Source organism: Streptomyces sp. ATLC9 (assembly GCF_057196705.1).
Map to the genome: position 1 here is coordinate 1 of NZ_JBXUOY010000119.1, position 14,969 is coordinate 14,969.

Consider the following 14,969-nt stretch of genomic DNA (forward strand, 5'->3'; position numbering starts at 1 on the left):
CTTGAACTTCGTGACTCGACATCTCGAAGCGTGGAGAACGGCCGCGTCCGCTGTCCCGGGAAGAACCGCAGATCAGCAGGTCGAGTGACAGGCGAGGTTAAACGCCAAGCTGAGACAACATCAGGTGCCATGCGATAAAGCCTCACGACAGCGATCCCACCCCTCAATCTCTCACCTCATGACAGCGGACCACCCACCCGTAAACAGCCGCTGACCAGCCCCGCAACACCCATCCCCGGACCAGCGCGACCGACTCTCACCACCACCGACACCAACCCGAGAGATCGCAGGTGAGTTCCGCTGCAAGTCGGGCGGTTCCATGGCATTTTCAAATCAGACGGGTTTCCGCGCACAGAACCACATGAGGCGGATAGTCGACTGCTCGACCTCGCAGGGAACGAATAACCCTTAGTTTGCGAAAGCGTCCAAAATAGGTCATGGACAAAGCAGGCATATCGGAATAAACCTACGTGAACGCCCTCTCAGAACGGCGATTGGTATCGGTATCGTCGCTGTCACCCCGCTCAACGAGCTGATGGGCAGGTAGCCCTCGGCCATCCAACCCCTGCGGACACGCGAGCGAGCCCGGACCCTATCGGTCCGGGCTCGCGGGCTGTTCGGGGCGCGGCTGCTACAGCTCGAACTCGAGGTGTTCGATGTCGGTGAAGCGGACCTCCTCCAGGCTGCCGGCGCGGCGGCCGCCGTCCTGGAAGTACACCTCCTTGAGCGCTTCGGCCGCGATCTGCTGGAGGCGGGCGTCGCTGGCCCCCTGTTCCTGAGCGTCGAAGAGGCGGGCGGCGTACTGCGGGGGCAGGGCGACGGTCAGGTGCCGGATGCGGTCCTGGTCCGTCGACCCGATCGGCGCGGTGTAACCCATGCGGGCCCGGGCGTCGATGACGATGCCGCCGGTGGTCGCCGCCTTCACCTTGGCTTTAGCCCGGATCTGCGGCTGCCAGCGCTTCTTCACCTCGCGCTCCAAGCGCGCGGCGAGGTCCGGGCGGGGCTTCTTGATCTGGTCCTTCACGTACCGCTCGACGGTGCGCTGGGAGACCCGCAGCGTCTGGGCGACCGCCTTCGTGCCCTTGAGCTGCTTGACCAGGTACCGCATCTGCGCGCCGGCCGACTTCGGTGCCGGGCGGGTGAACGCCTTGTGCACCGCCTTCTCCAGGCCGTCCCCGAACAGGCTCATCGTGGCCTACTCCTACTCTCCGTTGTCGACGTCGGTGACGGTGCCGTCCTTGATGTACCGGGCGAGGTTGAGCTCGGGGGCGTTGAACCGGTCGCGGACCTCCTCGCCCCACAGGACGGACTGGGTGCCCTCGTGCTTGACCAGGCCGGGGTTGATGCCGAGCTTGAAGCCGCCGGGCAGCGGCTTGCCGTCGCGATAGGGCAGGAAGTCCAGCGGCGAGGGCCCGTCTGCCGCGTAGACGACGCAGTCGGACAGGATCGCGACCGGGTACCGGCCGGTGAACGCCGCGTGGCGGGCGATCTTGCGGTGCAGGTTGATCCGGGTGCGGGAGATGACCGCCGCCCGGATGTCGGGCCGCCACGTCGGCCGGGACAGGGCCCGCCACGGCTGGCCCGGCCGCCAGCCCTCGCCCCGGGGCCGCTCGCGCAGCTTGCCCAGGCCGCCCTTCACCGTGGCCTTGATCGCCGAGATGACGAGTCCCAGCTCCGGGTCGCGGTTCTTGTAACCGTCCATCGCGGCGAGGAAGTCGGCCGGGGCGAGGTCGGCGTCGACGCCGAGGTCGGCCATCGTGGCGAGGTAGGCATCGCGCAGCCGCTGGTACCAGCCGTCCAGGTAGCGGCCGTTCTCGTACCGGACCCACGCCTCGATCGGGCGCACCTCGTAGCCGAGCTCCGCCGCGTACGCCACGGTGGGCGTCGCGTACCAGGCCGGCCCCGTCGGGCGCTCGCCCTTCGGCGTGAACGGGCTGGGCAGCAGGCTGCCGTCCAGCTCCACCCACTCCTTGCCCACCTTCACGCGGGACAGGTCGACGTGGGACAGGTCGACCAGCCACGAGCCGGGCAGCTTCGGGTCGAAGACCGGGTTCTTGACGTGCGTCGCCTCGCCCAGGCCGACGTTCAGGCCGTTGGCGCCGGCGGCGAAGGCCATGTTGACGTCGATGCCGATCAGGTGGCGCAGGGTGCACTCGGCATCGGTCATCGGCCGCGCCCAGTCGTACGCCTCCTCGAACAGCTTCTCGCCGGGGCCGCGGACGTGGAACCGCGGCAGGTCCTTGAGGACCGGGTGGCCGTCGGGGACCTCGCACGGCGGCCAGTTCATCGGGTCGATGGCGTCCTTGCCCAGCGAGCCGGGGTTGTGCTCGGAGTGCCGCTTGCCGTCGGCGTCCGGCTCGGAGGCACGCGTCGGCGGGTGCAGGGCGGTCATCAGCTCCAGGCCGGTCACCGCGGTCGAGCCGCGTGGCGTCATCACCCGCGAGGCGTACACGCCCAGGACCCGGGCGAGCTCGGCCGGCGGGAGCTGCCCGGCCTTACCCCAGTGCCGGGTGTCCAGCGCGCTCCAGGAGGGGATGCACAGCTGGACGCAGGCCCGCTCCGAACCGGTGGCGGGGCGGTAGATCCTCGCCCACGGGCCGAAGCCGCGCTTGGTCAGCTTCCACTCCGCGCGCGCGAGCTGCTTGATGACCTTGTGGTCCTCCGGGATCCGCCCGGCGAGCCGCTCCTCGTCAGTGAGGGTGACGGGCAGGCCGTAGCGCTCCAGGGCGGCCTCGGTGAGCACGAGCAGCGGGTCGGCGTCCTTGCCCGGCCCGGACAGCTTGGGCTGACCGAGCTTGGCCTCGCGCAGCGTCCAGTCGACCAGTGCCGGGATGCTCTTGGCGGGCACGTCCAGGACCAGGCCGCCGACGCAGTACGCCAGCACCTTCCCGTCGTTGTCGACGTCGACGACCGCCAGCGGCCCGTTCTCGAACCGCGGATCGGCGCCGCCCGCCGGGGCACCGGCCGGGGCCGCCTTCTTCGCACCCGGGCGGCGCGAGGTCGACGACGGCCTGGTGGTGCGCGCCGGACGGGGCGCGGCCGCCGGAGCAGCGGCGACAGGGGCAGGGGTCTGGGTGTTCTCGGTTGCAGTCATGGCCGCAGCCTCGGACGCCTCCCCTGTGGACAGAGCCCGCGCTTCCGACGGGGCTGCCTTCTGCGTCCCAGGACGGCGCGACCTGGTGGGGCGAAGGGATTCGACTATTTCATCGTTCAGGGACTCCGGAACCTCTGGCATTTCGCCTGCCGAGTCGGGCGCGCTGGTGAACGTGGCAGGTACCGGGGCAGCCGACTCTTTCGGCGTTGCGGGTGCGGGGTAGAGCTCCGCGAGCTGCTTGAGCAGCCGTGCGTACGCCTCACGCTCCAGGCCGCGCGGCTCGGTCGGCTTCTTCGTCGACTCCCAGGCGGACACCGTGGCCCGGCGCACCTTCAGCGCGGCGGCGACTTCGTCCAGCGTCAGGCCGTGCGCGGTGCGCAGCCGCTTGCGCTCCTCCGCCGGCGGCAGCGGAGAGCGGGACGCGACCAGCGCGTCGACCGCGTCGAACAGCTCGGACATGGAACACCTCCTGACCTACACCCTACCTCATTAACCGTAAGAATTGCGTACTTTTACCGTACGAATGCCGTACGAAGTGTGTTGGATCGGGTGTTCTGGCCGGATTGGTGGTTTGTTCTCACGAACGCGCACCGACCCGAGGCGCTGGTCACTACCGTCGTGACCACGGCGAAGGGGAGGATGTCCATCGGCCCCGCGGACTGAGCGATGCGGGTGGTGCTGTGGCTGTACGCGCTCGTGAGCGTCCCTCTGCACCTGTGGTTCCTGCACCACATGGGCGACCGCCGGGGCCGGCAGCTGCCCGCCGACGACGACCTGCGCTTCTGGCTGCCGATCGTCGTCCCGCTCGCCGCTTTCAGCTTCACCACGATCTCCAGCACCTCCTGGTGGTACAGCACCGAGGACCACCCGTTCCCTTGAGCTGAACCGCCCCGGTTCGGTAGAGATGGGTCTGCCAAACGTTCGGCTCTGTCCCACATTCGGTGGCGACGGACAGCAACGGCGGCGACGGACAGGCCACCGATCACGAACACGCAGGTCCGTGCACCACAGCAGTCGCTCCCCAGGGGCGGCCGATCGGCTCGGCGCCTGTCCGTGAGAGCGTGGCGCGACAACCTCGGCGCCTCCGATGTGGTGCCGTCTGTTGCGGAGCATCGAGGCCAGGGCACCGCCCTCACCCTCTGCGAGACAGAGGTGCCCCGTACTCATAACCTGTCACCGCCGAATGTGGGGCAGAGCCGCTGATTTCACACCTCGTGCCGGACCGGGTGGGCGGGGCCGTCACACCGTGACGACGATCTTCCCCTGGGTGTGGCCGCGTTCGATGTCGCGGTGCGCTTGGGCGATCTCCTCCAGCGGGTAGACCGCGGCGATGTGGGGCAGGTACGCGCCCCGACTGCCCAGTGCGGCGCCGGCCGCGAGCACCGCGGAGTCGTTCTCCGCGTAGAGGTGCCGGACTCCGAGTTCGCCCGCGCGGGTGGCGTCGGCGACCGTCACGACACGGTCCGGGCCACCGGCCAGGGCGACCAGGTCCGGAAGCGAGCCGGAGGCGGCCAGGTCCACGACGGCGTCCACCCCAGCCGGGGCGAGGCTACGCACCCGGCCGGCCAGGCCCTCCCCGTACGTGGTGGGCAGCGCGCCCAGGGTGCGCAGATAGGCGTGCTTGCCAGGGCTCGACGTGCCGATGACGGTGGCTCCGCGGGCCAGTGCCATCGCCACGGCGGCGCCGCCCACGCCACCGGCTGCCCCTTCGATCAGCAGTGTGCGGCCGGACAGGTCGCCGAGAGCGTCGAGCGCCGGACCCGCGGTGGCGAGGGCGAGTCCTGCGCCCGCGGCCTGCTCCGTGGTCCAGGTGTCCGGGACGGCGGCCCAGGCGGACAGCGTGGCGTACTCGGCACTCGCCCCGAAGAGGCCGCCGAGGCCGAACACCCGGTCGCCGGGGGCGACGCCGGTGACGCCCGCACCGATCTCGTCCACCACACCGGCGGCGTCACGGCCCGGAATCACCGGGAAGTCGACCGGGAACAGGGAGCGGGCCTCTCCTGAACGGATCTTCCAGTCCACCGGGTTGACGGACGCGGCGATGACCTTGATGCGGACCTCGCCGGGGCCGGCGTGCGGTTCGGGGGCCTCTTCGATGACGAGGATGTCGGCGGGGCCGTAGTCGTGGTAGCGGGCGGCACGCATGGGAGCTCCTTCGGCAGTGGATTAACTTGCGGTGGAAACTAACCTAGCGCCTATAATTTTCCAACGCAAATAGCTCTGTGTAACTTACCGTGGAAACTGTCGGCGCGCTACGATCGGGCACGTGGAAGCGAACGACGAGCTGACGCCGGCCGAGACGGAGACCTGGGAGTCGCTGCTGTCCGTGCTGCTGTGGCTCCCGGCCGCGCTGGAGGGACGGCTCAAACGGCAAGGGCTGAGCCACCACGAGTTCCTGATCCTGTGGTGTCTGACGCAGCACGGCGAGCGCACGATGGGATCCCTCGCGGAGCTGTCCCGTGTCACCCCGTCGCACCTGTCCCGCATCGCTTCACGACTGGAGGGGCAGGGCTGGCTCCTGCGTGAACAGGACCCCGCCGACGCCCGCGTCACGACCGCGTCCCTGACGGAGGCGGGAGCGCTGAAGTACACGGAGGCGGCACCCCTCTACCGCACCGTCCTGCGCGAGCATGTCTTCGGCCGGCTTACCGAGGAGCAGTCGCGGCAGCTCGGCTCCATCGCCGCCTCCGTCGCACGGTCCCTCGACAGCCGCGCGAACTGAACCGCGGGGCGGCCGACCGCCACAGGCCGGCACGGTTCTCACAGCCGGAACACGCCTTATCGAGCAGGCGTCCGCCGCCTGGAACCAGGCAACAGGGCACATGGGCGATATACGGCCCAAAAGCATCAACCGATGCCACGACCACGGCCTCCGCCGCGCCACCGAACTCAACGAACACGCCGGACTCCGGCCCTGCCTGACCGCGGAACCGGATCCCATGGCCGGTGGGGTTTCCCCGTGATCGGGCACTACGCGGCCAAGAAGGTACGTGTGGAGCACCTGTGCACGATCGCTGACGGCGTGTTCGACCTCAAGGACAGCAGTATGGGAGATGCGTCGCCGCTTGCCTGATACCCAGGATGGCCGTGGGTATCCCTGACCCCCGGCGAGGAACGTTCCGGGCCCTCACGGCCCCGTCATTCGTCTCAGCCATGACGCAGCACGATCCGAGGAGACCTTTTCATGGTGAACACCCCCACGGTCATCGAGTGGGACGGCGCCGCGGCCACACAGCTGCGCAACGCGGTCGGCGGACAGGTCCTCGTTCCCGGTGATGCTGGTTACGAACAGGCCCGCACCGTCTACCTGGGTGGGATGGACCAGCGGCCGGCCATGATCGCGCAGCCGTCCGACGCCGATGATGTGGCCCGGATCGTCATGTTCGCCCGGGACCACGGGCTGCCGCTGACCGTCAAGGGCGGCGGACACAGCCTCTTCTGCCTCAGCGACGGTCTGGTCCTCGACACCTCGGCGCTGAACAGCCTGGAGATCGACCCCGAGGCCCGGACGGCCTGGGCCGGGGCCGGTCTGAACGCGGGCGAGTACGGCAAGGAGGTGGCCGGGCACGGCCTGGTCACCGGCTTCGGCGACACGGGCAGCGTGGGCCTGGGCGGCATCACCGTCGGTGGCGGCATCGGCTACCTGGTCCGCAAGTACGGCCTGACCATCGATGACCTGCTGGCCGCCGAGGTGGTCACCGCCGACGGAACCGTGCGCCTGGTCGACTCCGAGAACGAGCCGGATCTGTTCTGGGCGATCCGCGGCGGCGGCGGCAACTTCGGCGTGGTCACCCGGCTGAAGTTCCGGCTGCACGAGCTGCCGACCGTCACCGGCGGCATGCTGATCATGCCCGCCACCCCGGAGATCATCGCCGGATTCGTCATAGCCGCGGACGAAGCCCCCGAAGAGCTGTCGACCATCGCCAACGTGATGCCGTCGCCGCCGATGCCGTTCGTCCCCGAGGAACTGCACGGCACGCCGATCATCCTGGCGACCCTGGTCTACGCGGGCGAGGGCGAGGAGGCCGAGAAGGCCCTGGCCCCGTTCCGCGAGCTGGCCACGCCGATCGCCGACATGATCCGGGTGATGCCGTACACGGGTGTGTACCCGCCCGAGGACGAGGACTTCCACCCGGTCGCCGCCGCCCGAAGCCTGCTCACCGACGACTTCGGCCTGGACGACGCGACGCTGGTCCTGGAGCGGGTGGCCTCCTCGACGGCCGTCATGCCGGCGGTCCAGATCCGGGTGCTCGGCGGTGCGATGGTCCGAGTGCCCTCGGACGCGACGGCGTTCGCGCACCGCGATCGCAGAATCCTGGTCAACGTCGCCGCCATGTACACCGACCCTGCCGAGGCGGAGTCGCACACCCGCTGGGCGGACGAACTGGCGGCCGCTTTGCAGAAGGGCGGGCCGGGCGTGTACGTCAACTTCCTCGCCGAGGACAGCGAGGCCCGCGTCCGGGATGCCTACCCGGAGGGCACCTGGGATCGGCTTCGGGCGATCAAGCGCACATACGACCCGACCAACGTGTTCCGTGTCAACAGCAACATCCCGCCGGCCGACGAGTCCCGCTGACCCCGGCAGGCCCACGAACCATGCGCACGCAGACCGGGCGACGACAGCCCGGCGAGGAAAGGACCGGATCGTGATGACAGAGGCCGCCCCACGTGCGGGGCGCCGGGAGTGGATGGGCCTGGCCATCCTGGCCCTGACGGCCACTCTCGTCTCCTTCGACGTGTTCGTGCTGTTGCTGGCGCTGCCCCAGCTCAGTTCCGACCTCGGCGCGAGCAGTACCGAACAGCTCTGGATCATGGACATGTACGGGTTCATGGTCGGCGGCTTCCTCATCACCATGGGCACCCTGGGCGACCGCATCGGTCGCCGCAGACTCCTCCTCGTCGGCGCCGCCGTCTTCGGGCTGGCCAGCCTGCTGGCCGCTTTCGCGCCCACGCCGGAGATCCTCATCGCCGCCCGTGTCCTCCTGGGCATCTCCGGCGCCACCCTCGCCCCCAGTTCCCTCGCTCTCATCAGCAACATGTTCCGCGACCCCAAGCAGATGGGCGTCGCCATCGGCATCTGGGCCGGAGGCTTCTCAGTCGGCGCGATCGTCGGCCCGATCGCGGGCGGCGTGCTGCTCAACCACTTCTGGTGGGGCTCTGCCTTCCTGATCGGCGTCCCCGTCATGGCCCTGCTGCTCGCGCTCGGCCCGGTGCTGCTGCCCGAGTACAAGGCCCCGCAGGCCGGACGGCTTGACCTGCCCAGCGTCGCGCTCTCCCTCGCCGCCGTCCTGCCCTTCGTCTACGGCCTGAAGGAGACCGCCCGCCAGGGCCTCGCCCCTCTTCCTCTCATCGCCCTCGTCGCCGGAATCCTCGTCGGCGTCCTCTTCGTCCGGCGCCAGAAGACCCTCCGCGACCCTCTGCTCGACCTGAGGCTGTTCGGCGACACCTCGTTCAGCACCGCGGTGGTGAGCATGCTCCTGTACAGCATGCTCACCGGCACCGCGATGCTGTTCATCACCCAGTACTTCCAGGCTGTGGAGGGGATGACGCCGCTCGCCTCGGGCCTCGGGCTGCTGCCCGGCATGGCGGCCTCGATCGCGGGCATCACCGTGTCGCCGATCCTGGCCCGCCGGATCCGGCCCGCCTACCTCATCGCGGGCGGCCTGGCCCTGGTGGTCACCGGGTTCGTCCTGATGCTCGGGGCGGAGCCGGGTTCCGGCACGGTGTGGCTGGTGGTCGGCTGGACGCTCAACGGGCTCGGCGGCGGGCCGCTCGTCTCCCTCGGAACCAACCTGGTGGTCGGCTCCGCCCCGCCGGAAAAGGCCGGTGCCGCCGGGTCGATCTCCCAGACCGGCAACGAATTCGGCTACGGGCTGGGCATCGCCGTCGTCGGTACCCTCGGCACGGCCGTCTACCGGCACGTGGTCGCCGGAACGCTGCCCGCGGGCCTGCCCGCATCGGCGGTGGACAGCGCCCGGGAGAGCGTGGCCGGCGCCGCTTCCGCAGTCCGCACGCTGCCTGAGGGACTCGCGGCCGGACTGAGTGACGCGGCGTCGAAAGCGTACGTCACCGGCCTGCACACCGTCGTGGGTCTCACCGCCGTCCTCCTGACCGGGGTGGCCGTCCTCATCGCGGTCGTCCTGCGCCACGTGCCGCCGCTCGGCGCGCCGGACACGGAGGCGCCCGTGGCGGAGCCCCCTGGAGAGACCACCTCCGAGGCCCGGCCCGATCCCGCCTCGGCGAGCTGAGACGGCGGAGCGGTTCGGCTCCACCCGCTCCCGGATCCCGCGCTCGGCGGGCCGGGCTCACGCTCCTGCGCGCCTGGCCGGAACCGGATGCCGTGATCGTGCCCGGTCCGCTCTCCCCGCGGCACCCTCCGGCTCGCCGGGCCCCGCCCTCAGGGCCCCGGCGAGCCGAACCCGGGGGCCCGCACGATGACGGCGGGGGAGAGATCCTGATCCGGACGGTCAGGGCCTGCCGACCGAGCGGGACGGTCTGACGGCGGCCGAACTACGGCGGGCGCTGTTCCCGAGACCGTTCGGCACGCCCGCGCCGCGGCCGTCGGTTCACGCGGCCGAACAGCCCGGTGCTATGTCTCCGCGGAACAGGCCCTCGGGGTCGACGCGGGCGCGGACCCGGTCGACGGCGAGGACCTTCTCGGACGTCAGGTGCCCCTGGGGCTGCTCCAGGCCCGCGACGAATGTCGGAGCGGTCCGGCCGGTGTCCCATGGGCCGAGGTGAGTCCGGACTTCGGCACAGTGCGCGCGGATCTCCTCCTCGGTACCGCCGAAGCCGGGCACTCCGGCCCCGGAGTACGCGAAGTGGGCGTCCAGCCGGCCGAGTGCGCCGGAGCCCGCGGGAGCCTCGGCAAGACCACCGCCGAGCTGCCGCAGTTCGGCGACGGTGAGCGCGCTGCGGGGCCGGTCGACAGTGGCACGCAGGAAGGCGGCGACGCCCTCGTCGCCGAGCTCGCCCAGGAGCAGGTGGTCGCCGAGCACCGGCACGGGCTCGGGCGGGTCCATGTGAGTCTCCGGCACAGCGAGGGGTCCGGCCTCGTGCCAGGTGTCCATGAGGGGGGCGGCGGCCGCGCGCAGTGGGCCGAGCAGGTCCGCCGCCTGACGGCGGGCCGTGTCCAGGTCCTCCGTACCCGGGGCGATGACGACACCGTCCAGGCACACGACGGGGCCTGCCCTGAGTACCGCGGGGACTTCGGGGAGGCTGGGCAGGTTCATCACACGGACCGAGGTGGTGACCTCGCGCGGGGCGCGCGCGGTCCACGCGCGCCAGATCGGCAGTAGCCGTTCGGCGTTCGCGGCGGGCCAGAAGGCCGCGCCGGTCACCACTGCCGCGACCGGGAAGAGGGCCACCTCGACCGCTGTGACGACACCGAGGCCGCCGCCGCCTCCGCGCAGCGCATGGAACAGCTCAGGATCGTGCGTCGCGTCGACCCGGCACAACTCGCCGTCGGCGGTGACGAGTTCGACCGCCCGCACGCTGTTGGCGGCCAGGCCCGTGTGGCGTGCGTACATGCTCAGGCCGCCGCCCAGGAGGTAGCCGACAGCCCCTACGGTGGGGGAGGAGCCGTGCGGCGCGGCCAGGCCGTGGGGGGCGGCCGCCTCGACCACCGCTCCCCAGCGGGTGCCGGCGGGAACCCTCGCGATCCCGCGCTGCGGATCCACCACGACCTCCTCGGCGAGTTCGGTGCGGATGAGCAGGGCGTGGTCCATGGGGCGCGCGGTTGCGGCGGCGTGTCCGGTCGCATGGACCCGCACACCCAGCCCGGCGGCGCGGGCGTGGTCGATCGCGGCGCGGATCTCCTCGGCGGAGCGCGCGGTGACGGCGACCGCGGGGGCCACCGGGGCGGAGAGGTTGAACACCCGGGTGGCCGCCCGGTACGCGGCCTCGCCGCGCCGTGCGAGGGCTACGGGGTGCTCGCCGGCAGTGGTCATGGTGGGTTCCTCCGGCGTCGGATCGGTGGGGAGGAGGCAGCGGGCGGCCGGTCCGCCGGGGAGGAGGACCGGCCGTGGCACGGAGCCGGGGGCTGCTCCCCACGGCGTACCGCCGGAGGGAGCGCCGGGCGCCATGAGAGCGCCGGCAGACCTTTCCCGCCACAGCGCTAGGCGGCGCGTTCGGCGGTGATGAAGACGAAGGAGCCGGTGCCCGACTGATGACGGATGGTCAGGCCCGCGTCGGCGAGCCAGCCGCGAATCTGCTCCGGTTCGAACAGGAGCATTCCGGCGGGGCGGCTGGGGAAGTAGTGCGCCCCCTGGAAGTAACGGTCGACCGGGTCGTCGGCCCAGCGGAAGGTGAGCAGGGTGAGCGTGCCACCCGGCTTGAGAACGCGGCCGATCTCGGCGATGGCGGTGTCGGCCTGCTCGGGGAACGCCTGCAGAGCGTTCCAGCAGTTGACGGCGCCGAGGCTGGCGTCGGCGTAGGGCAGGGTGAGCGCACTGGCCACGACGGCGGGCACCTGGGGCAGCGCGCGGCGCAGCGCGGTGAGCATGGGCAGGCCCAGGTCCTGGGCGATCAGTCGCTCGGTGCCGACGACACCCTCCAGGACGGCCGTCCAGCGGCCGGCTCCGGCGCACAGGTCGAGCACGGGCCCGTCGACGGGCCGGGTGTGCGTGCGGAGGTAGGCGTCCTCGTCGGCCGGAGTGACGGCGTCGTCCCAGTTGAGTCCGGCGATCCGGAGGAACGCGGGACGCAGCACCGTCTCGTAGTAGACGCCCATGCTCGGCATGGCGGCCAGCTTCTGCAACAAGTCGGCGGTGTCGTCCTCTTCGGACGCCTGGGATTGGGTCGTGCCCCGGGAGAGGTCGAGCAGGCCCCGGGCGAGGGGGAAGGATGCGGTGCAGGAGGTGCAGCGGATACCGTCGGCGCAGTCGAGCCGCCCGGCGCAGGACGGGCAGCGCAGGGCGTCGGCGTGGCGGGCGAACGCCTCGGGTCCCAGTTCGCCGGCGGTGGTGGCCGTCACGGCGGGTGCCGGGTAGGAGGTCTCGTTCACGGAGCCGTGGCGGACAGCCCAGTAGGCCCGCATGCCCGCGTAGGCGAGGACGGTTCGGGTGTCGTTGTCCCAGTTGGCGGCGGTCTGCTCGGGTGTGAGCGTCCTGATCCACTCCTGGTCGAAGCTTCGCTCGTCGTCGTTGAGGTTCCACGCGGCGGGCGAGGGCCAGCAGCGGCCGAGGTCGGGGGCGTGCGGGTCGAGCGGACGGAGCGTGCGCTCCAGGCGCGTGAGGTCGTGCTCGTCGAGGGCGAGTTCCTCGGTGCTGGCCGCGGCCAGCACGCGCACCCGGTCCTCCGGGAAGTGCGCCAGCAGATAGACCAGAGCGAGGGTCAGGGGGGTGGCTGGGCCGCTGCGGCCGAGGAGCTCCAGGTAGCGGTCGAGACCCTGGCGGACGGCGGCGCGGACCGGCCCGTCATCGGCCGGGTGATCGCGGTACTCGGACTCGGCGAGCAGGCCGAGGAGGACGGTCAGGTAGCCCGTGCGCCGGGCGTCGCCCTCGTCGAGCGCCGCGACGAGCTCGGGGATCCGGTCCGCGGCGCCGTCCACCGGTCCCCCGGGAGACCACACGGCGCCGGCCAGGCGTAGGAACTCCTCCCCCAGCCGCTCGCCCGGGGCCTGGGAAAAGGTGCCGAGGAGGTCGGCGGCCGTCGGGGGGGTCGGCGGGTGGCTCATGTGCGGATCCCTTCTCTGGCTTGGGCGGGCGCCGGGTGCCGGGCCGACTCGGTGATGTCCGCGAGCCGTGCGGACACCACACGGGCGATCTCCGCCGTGTTCCCGGGCTCGGTCAGATAGAAGTGGCCGCCGGGCAGTATCCGGAGGGTGCCGGGGCCGGTGGTGTGCCGCGCCCACGCGCGGGCCTCGTCGGGTGTGACGAGCGGGTCGGCGTCCCCCAGGAAGACGGTGACCGGACAGCTCAGCAGGTGTCCTGGGTCGGTGTACGTCTCGAAGGCCCGGTAGTCGCCGCGGATCGCCGGCAGCATCAGGCGCAGCAGGGACTCCTCGACGGACGAGCGGGCCGGCGTGCCGCTGAGCCGGTCGAGCTCGGCGAGGATGCCGTCGTCGTCGCGCAGGTGGACCCCGCCGTGGCGGTGGCGCGAAGGCGCGAGCATCGCCGAGGCGAAGAGGTGCACCGGTGCCGGTCCGGTGGCCTGGAGGCGGGCGGCGACCTCGTACCCGAGGAGTGCACCGAGGCTGTGGCCGAAGAGGGCCAGCGGCGCGTCCCGCAGCGGGCCGAGACAGGCGGCGATGTGGCCGGCCATCAGTCTCAGGTCCCCCAGCGGAAGTTCGGCCAGTCGGTCGTGGCGGCCGGGGTACTGGGCGGCCAGCACCTCCGTCCCGGGGCCGAGGGCCTCGGCGAGTGGCAGGTAGGCGTGGGCGGAGCCGCCCGCGTGGGGCAGGCACACCAGGCGGACCGCTCCGGGGGGAGCGGTCCGCAGCGTGCGGATCCAGCTCACCGCACGATCGTCTCGACGCTGGGTCCGGCGGATGCCTTGCCGAGACGCTCGCGCAGCCGCATGGCGGGGGCCTCGACGAGGTAGTAGCTGGCCGTGGCCAGGACGATCGATCCGCCGAGGGTGACGGCGATCAGCTCCAGGAAGCTGCCTCTCGGCATCAGGTCACCGCGCCAGAAGTAGATGATGGCGATGTGCCAGAGGTACAGGCCGTAGGAGATGCGGCCGAGGAAGCGCATCACGGGGTTGCTCATGACCGCGACGACGAAGCGTGAGGGGGTCGGCACGGTGACCGGGGCGACGAGGAGGAGACCGAAGAGCGTGTAGAGGAAGTGCTCGGTCATACCGCCGGCCATCGACGGGTAGTCCGCGTATCCGGGCTCACCGATCGGCCGGACACAGGCCACGACGTAGACACCCGCCGCGAGACCCCAGCACCAGAGCGGGTTGTTCTGCACGAAGCGGTAGAAGGCCGGGACACGGTCGGGGGCGACCTCGGCCCCCGCGGAGAGCGCGGCCAGACCCATACCGACGGCGATGAACCCGAGCCACTTCGGCGGCCACTCGTTCTGGATGGGGTAGACGCCCATGGAGGGCAGGAAGGTGTACCAGGCGTACACGAAGCCGATGACGACGAGCGGGCTCAGGCCCCACAGGATGCGGCGGACACGAACGCCCGGGTCGGAGGCCGAGCGGGCGAACCGGTTGAGGGCCCAGGCCAGGAGCGGCAGCACGGCGTAGAACGCGACCTCGGTGGCCAGGGTCCAGGTCTGCTCCAGCCCCTGGCCGACGAGGCGGGCCTCAAGCTGGTAGACCTGCAGCAGAAGTACGGGGCGGATGATCTGCCACAGGCTGTGCACACCGTCGCGGTTGAGGGTGAGCAGCGCGACGGCGACGAGCACCCAGTAAGCGGGCAGGGTGCGCAGCGCACGGCGCCAGAAGTAGGGCTTGATCTCCGGTTTGGGAGTGCCGGCGATGGTGGCGAGGGCGAAGGGCCGGTACAGCAGCATGCCCGAGAGTACGAAGAAGATGGGCAGGCTCACGTGGAGCTGTTGGAGCATGACGCCGAGGAACCCGTTGGGCTCCTGGTCCATGAACCCGACCATGCCGGAACTGAACGCGACGTGCGTGAAGAGCACTCCCATGGCCGCGAGCCCGCGCATTCCCTCGAGCTCCGGGAAGAACCGGCGCCGGGTGCTGCGGGTGCTGCTGACGGCCTCGGAAGAGTTGGACGTGGTGATGGCCACCGGACCGACCCCCTGATCAGCGAAAGGATGGGGCCCAGCCTCTCGGCGGGCGTCCCTCCCCGCATCTTTGGGATTGCGGTGTTCCGGTGGCGCGCGGCACGACGACGGGGAGCGGGGGGGGGGGGGGGGGGGGGGGTCGGGGCGCCGGGCGGGGCGCGGGGCCGGCCGGCGCG

General features: G+C 71.2%; 11 protein-coding genes. 4 read left to right on the plus strand and 7 right to left on the minus strand.

Annotation, left to right across the window (positions count from 1 at the left end; translation table 11 throughout):
* Window positions 1-631 precede the first annotated feature (631 nt).
* Window positions 632-1,189, minus strand: a complete 558-nt coding sequence (tpg, locus tag AC2CJA_RS14345; protein WP_484603084.1) for a telomere-protecting terminal protein Tpg — start codon at window positions 1,187-1,189, stop codon at window positions 632-634.
* Between the two features lie 12 nt (window positions 1,190-1,201).
* Complete coding sequence (gene tap, locus AC2CJA_RS14350) at window positions 1,202-3,553, minus strand: telomere-associated protein Tap (protein WP_484603085.1); 2,352 nt, start codon at window positions 3,551-3,553, stop codon at window positions 1,202-1,204.
* Window positions 3,554-3,760: 207 nt separating this feature from the next.
* On the opposite strand from tap, the gene AC2CJA_RS14355 reads away from it, so the two are divergent.
* Window positions 3,761-3,973 (plus strand): hypothetical protein, encoded by a 213-nt coding sequence (locus tag AC2CJA_RS14355; protein ID WP_484603086.1) that lies wholly within the window; start codon window positions 3,761-3,763, stop codon window positions 3,971-3,973.
* Window positions 3,974-4,333: 360 nt separating this feature from the next.
* On the opposite strand, the gene AC2CJA_RS14360 is transcribed toward AC2CJA_RS14355, so the two are convergent.
* Window positions 4,334-5,239: an NADP-dependent oxidoreductase gene (locus AC2CJA_RS14360; RefSeq protein WP_484603087.1), complete on the minus strand. Its 906-nt coding sequence runs from the start codon at window positions 5,237-5,239 to the stop codon at window positions 4,334-4,336.
* A gap of 121 nt (window positions 5,240-5,360) precedes the next feature.
* Here AC2CJA_RS14360 and AC2CJA_RS14365 point away from each other — a divergent pair, with 121 nt between their 5' ends.
* The 3 genes from AC2CJA_RS14365 (at window position 5,361) to AC2CJA_RS14375 (ending at window position 9,342) form a co-directional block, all read left to right on the plus strand.
* Window positions 5,361-5,816 carry a MarR family winged helix-turn-helix transcriptional regulator gene (locus tag AC2CJA_RS14365; RefSeq protein WP_241715562.1) on the plus strand — a complete coding sequence of 152 codons (456 nt, stop codon included), beginning with the start codon at window positions 5,361-5,363 and terminating at the stop codon, window positions 5,814-5,816.
* 462 nt (window positions 5,817-6,278) lie between these two features.
* On the plus strand, window positions 6,279-7,670 hold the full coding sequence (locus AC2CJA_RS14370) for an FAD-binding oxidoreductase (protein WP_484603088.1): 1,392 nt from the start codon (window positions 6,279-6,281) through the stop codon (window positions 7,668-7,670).
* 73 nt (window positions 7,671-7,743) lie between these two features.
* Window positions 7,744-9,342: an MFS transporter gene (locus AC2CJA_RS14375; RefSeq protein WP_484603089.1), complete on the plus strand. Its 1,599-nt coding sequence runs from the start codon at window positions 7,744-7,746 to the stop codon at window positions 9,340-9,342.
* 318 nt (window positions 9,343-9,660) lie between these two features.
* Here AC2CJA_RS14375 and AC2CJA_RS14380 read toward each other — a convergent pair whose 3' ends face one another.
* The 4 genes from AC2CJA_RS14380 to AC2CJA_RS14395 all read right to left on the minus strand — a co-directional run bounded on the left by AC2CJA_RS14380 (window position 9,661) and on the right by AC2CJA_RS14395 (window position 14,796).
* A complete protein-coding gene (locus tag AC2CJA_RS14380) occupies window positions 9,661-11,043 on the minus strand; it encodes an FAD-binding oxidoreductase (RefSeq protein WP_484603090.1) in 1,383 nt (460 codons plus the stop codon).
* Window positions 11,044-11,210: 167 nt separating this feature from the next.
* Entirely contained in the window at window positions 11,211-12,770 is a 1,560-nt protein-coding gene (locus AC2CJA_RS14385; protein WP_484603091.1) for a methyltransferase domain-containing protein, read from the minus strand.
* On the minus strand, window positions 12,767-13,552 hold the full coding sequence (locus AC2CJA_RS14390) for a thioesterase II family protein (RefSeq protein WP_484603092.1): 786 nt from the start codon (window positions 13,550-13,552) through the stop codon (window positions 12,767-12,769). Before AC2CJA_RS14390 ends, AC2CJA_RS14385 begins: the two co-directional genes overlap by 4 nt.
* On the minus strand, window positions 13,549-14,796 hold the full coding sequence (locus AC2CJA_RS14395; protein WP_241715553.1) for an acyltransferase family protein: 1,248 nt from the start codon (window positions 14,794-14,796) through the stop codon (window positions 13,549-13,551). The genes AC2CJA_RS14390 and AC2CJA_RS14395 overlap by 4 nt, the downstream gene beginning before the upstream one ends.
* Between the last annotated feature and the right edge of the window lie 173 nt (window positions 14,797-14,969).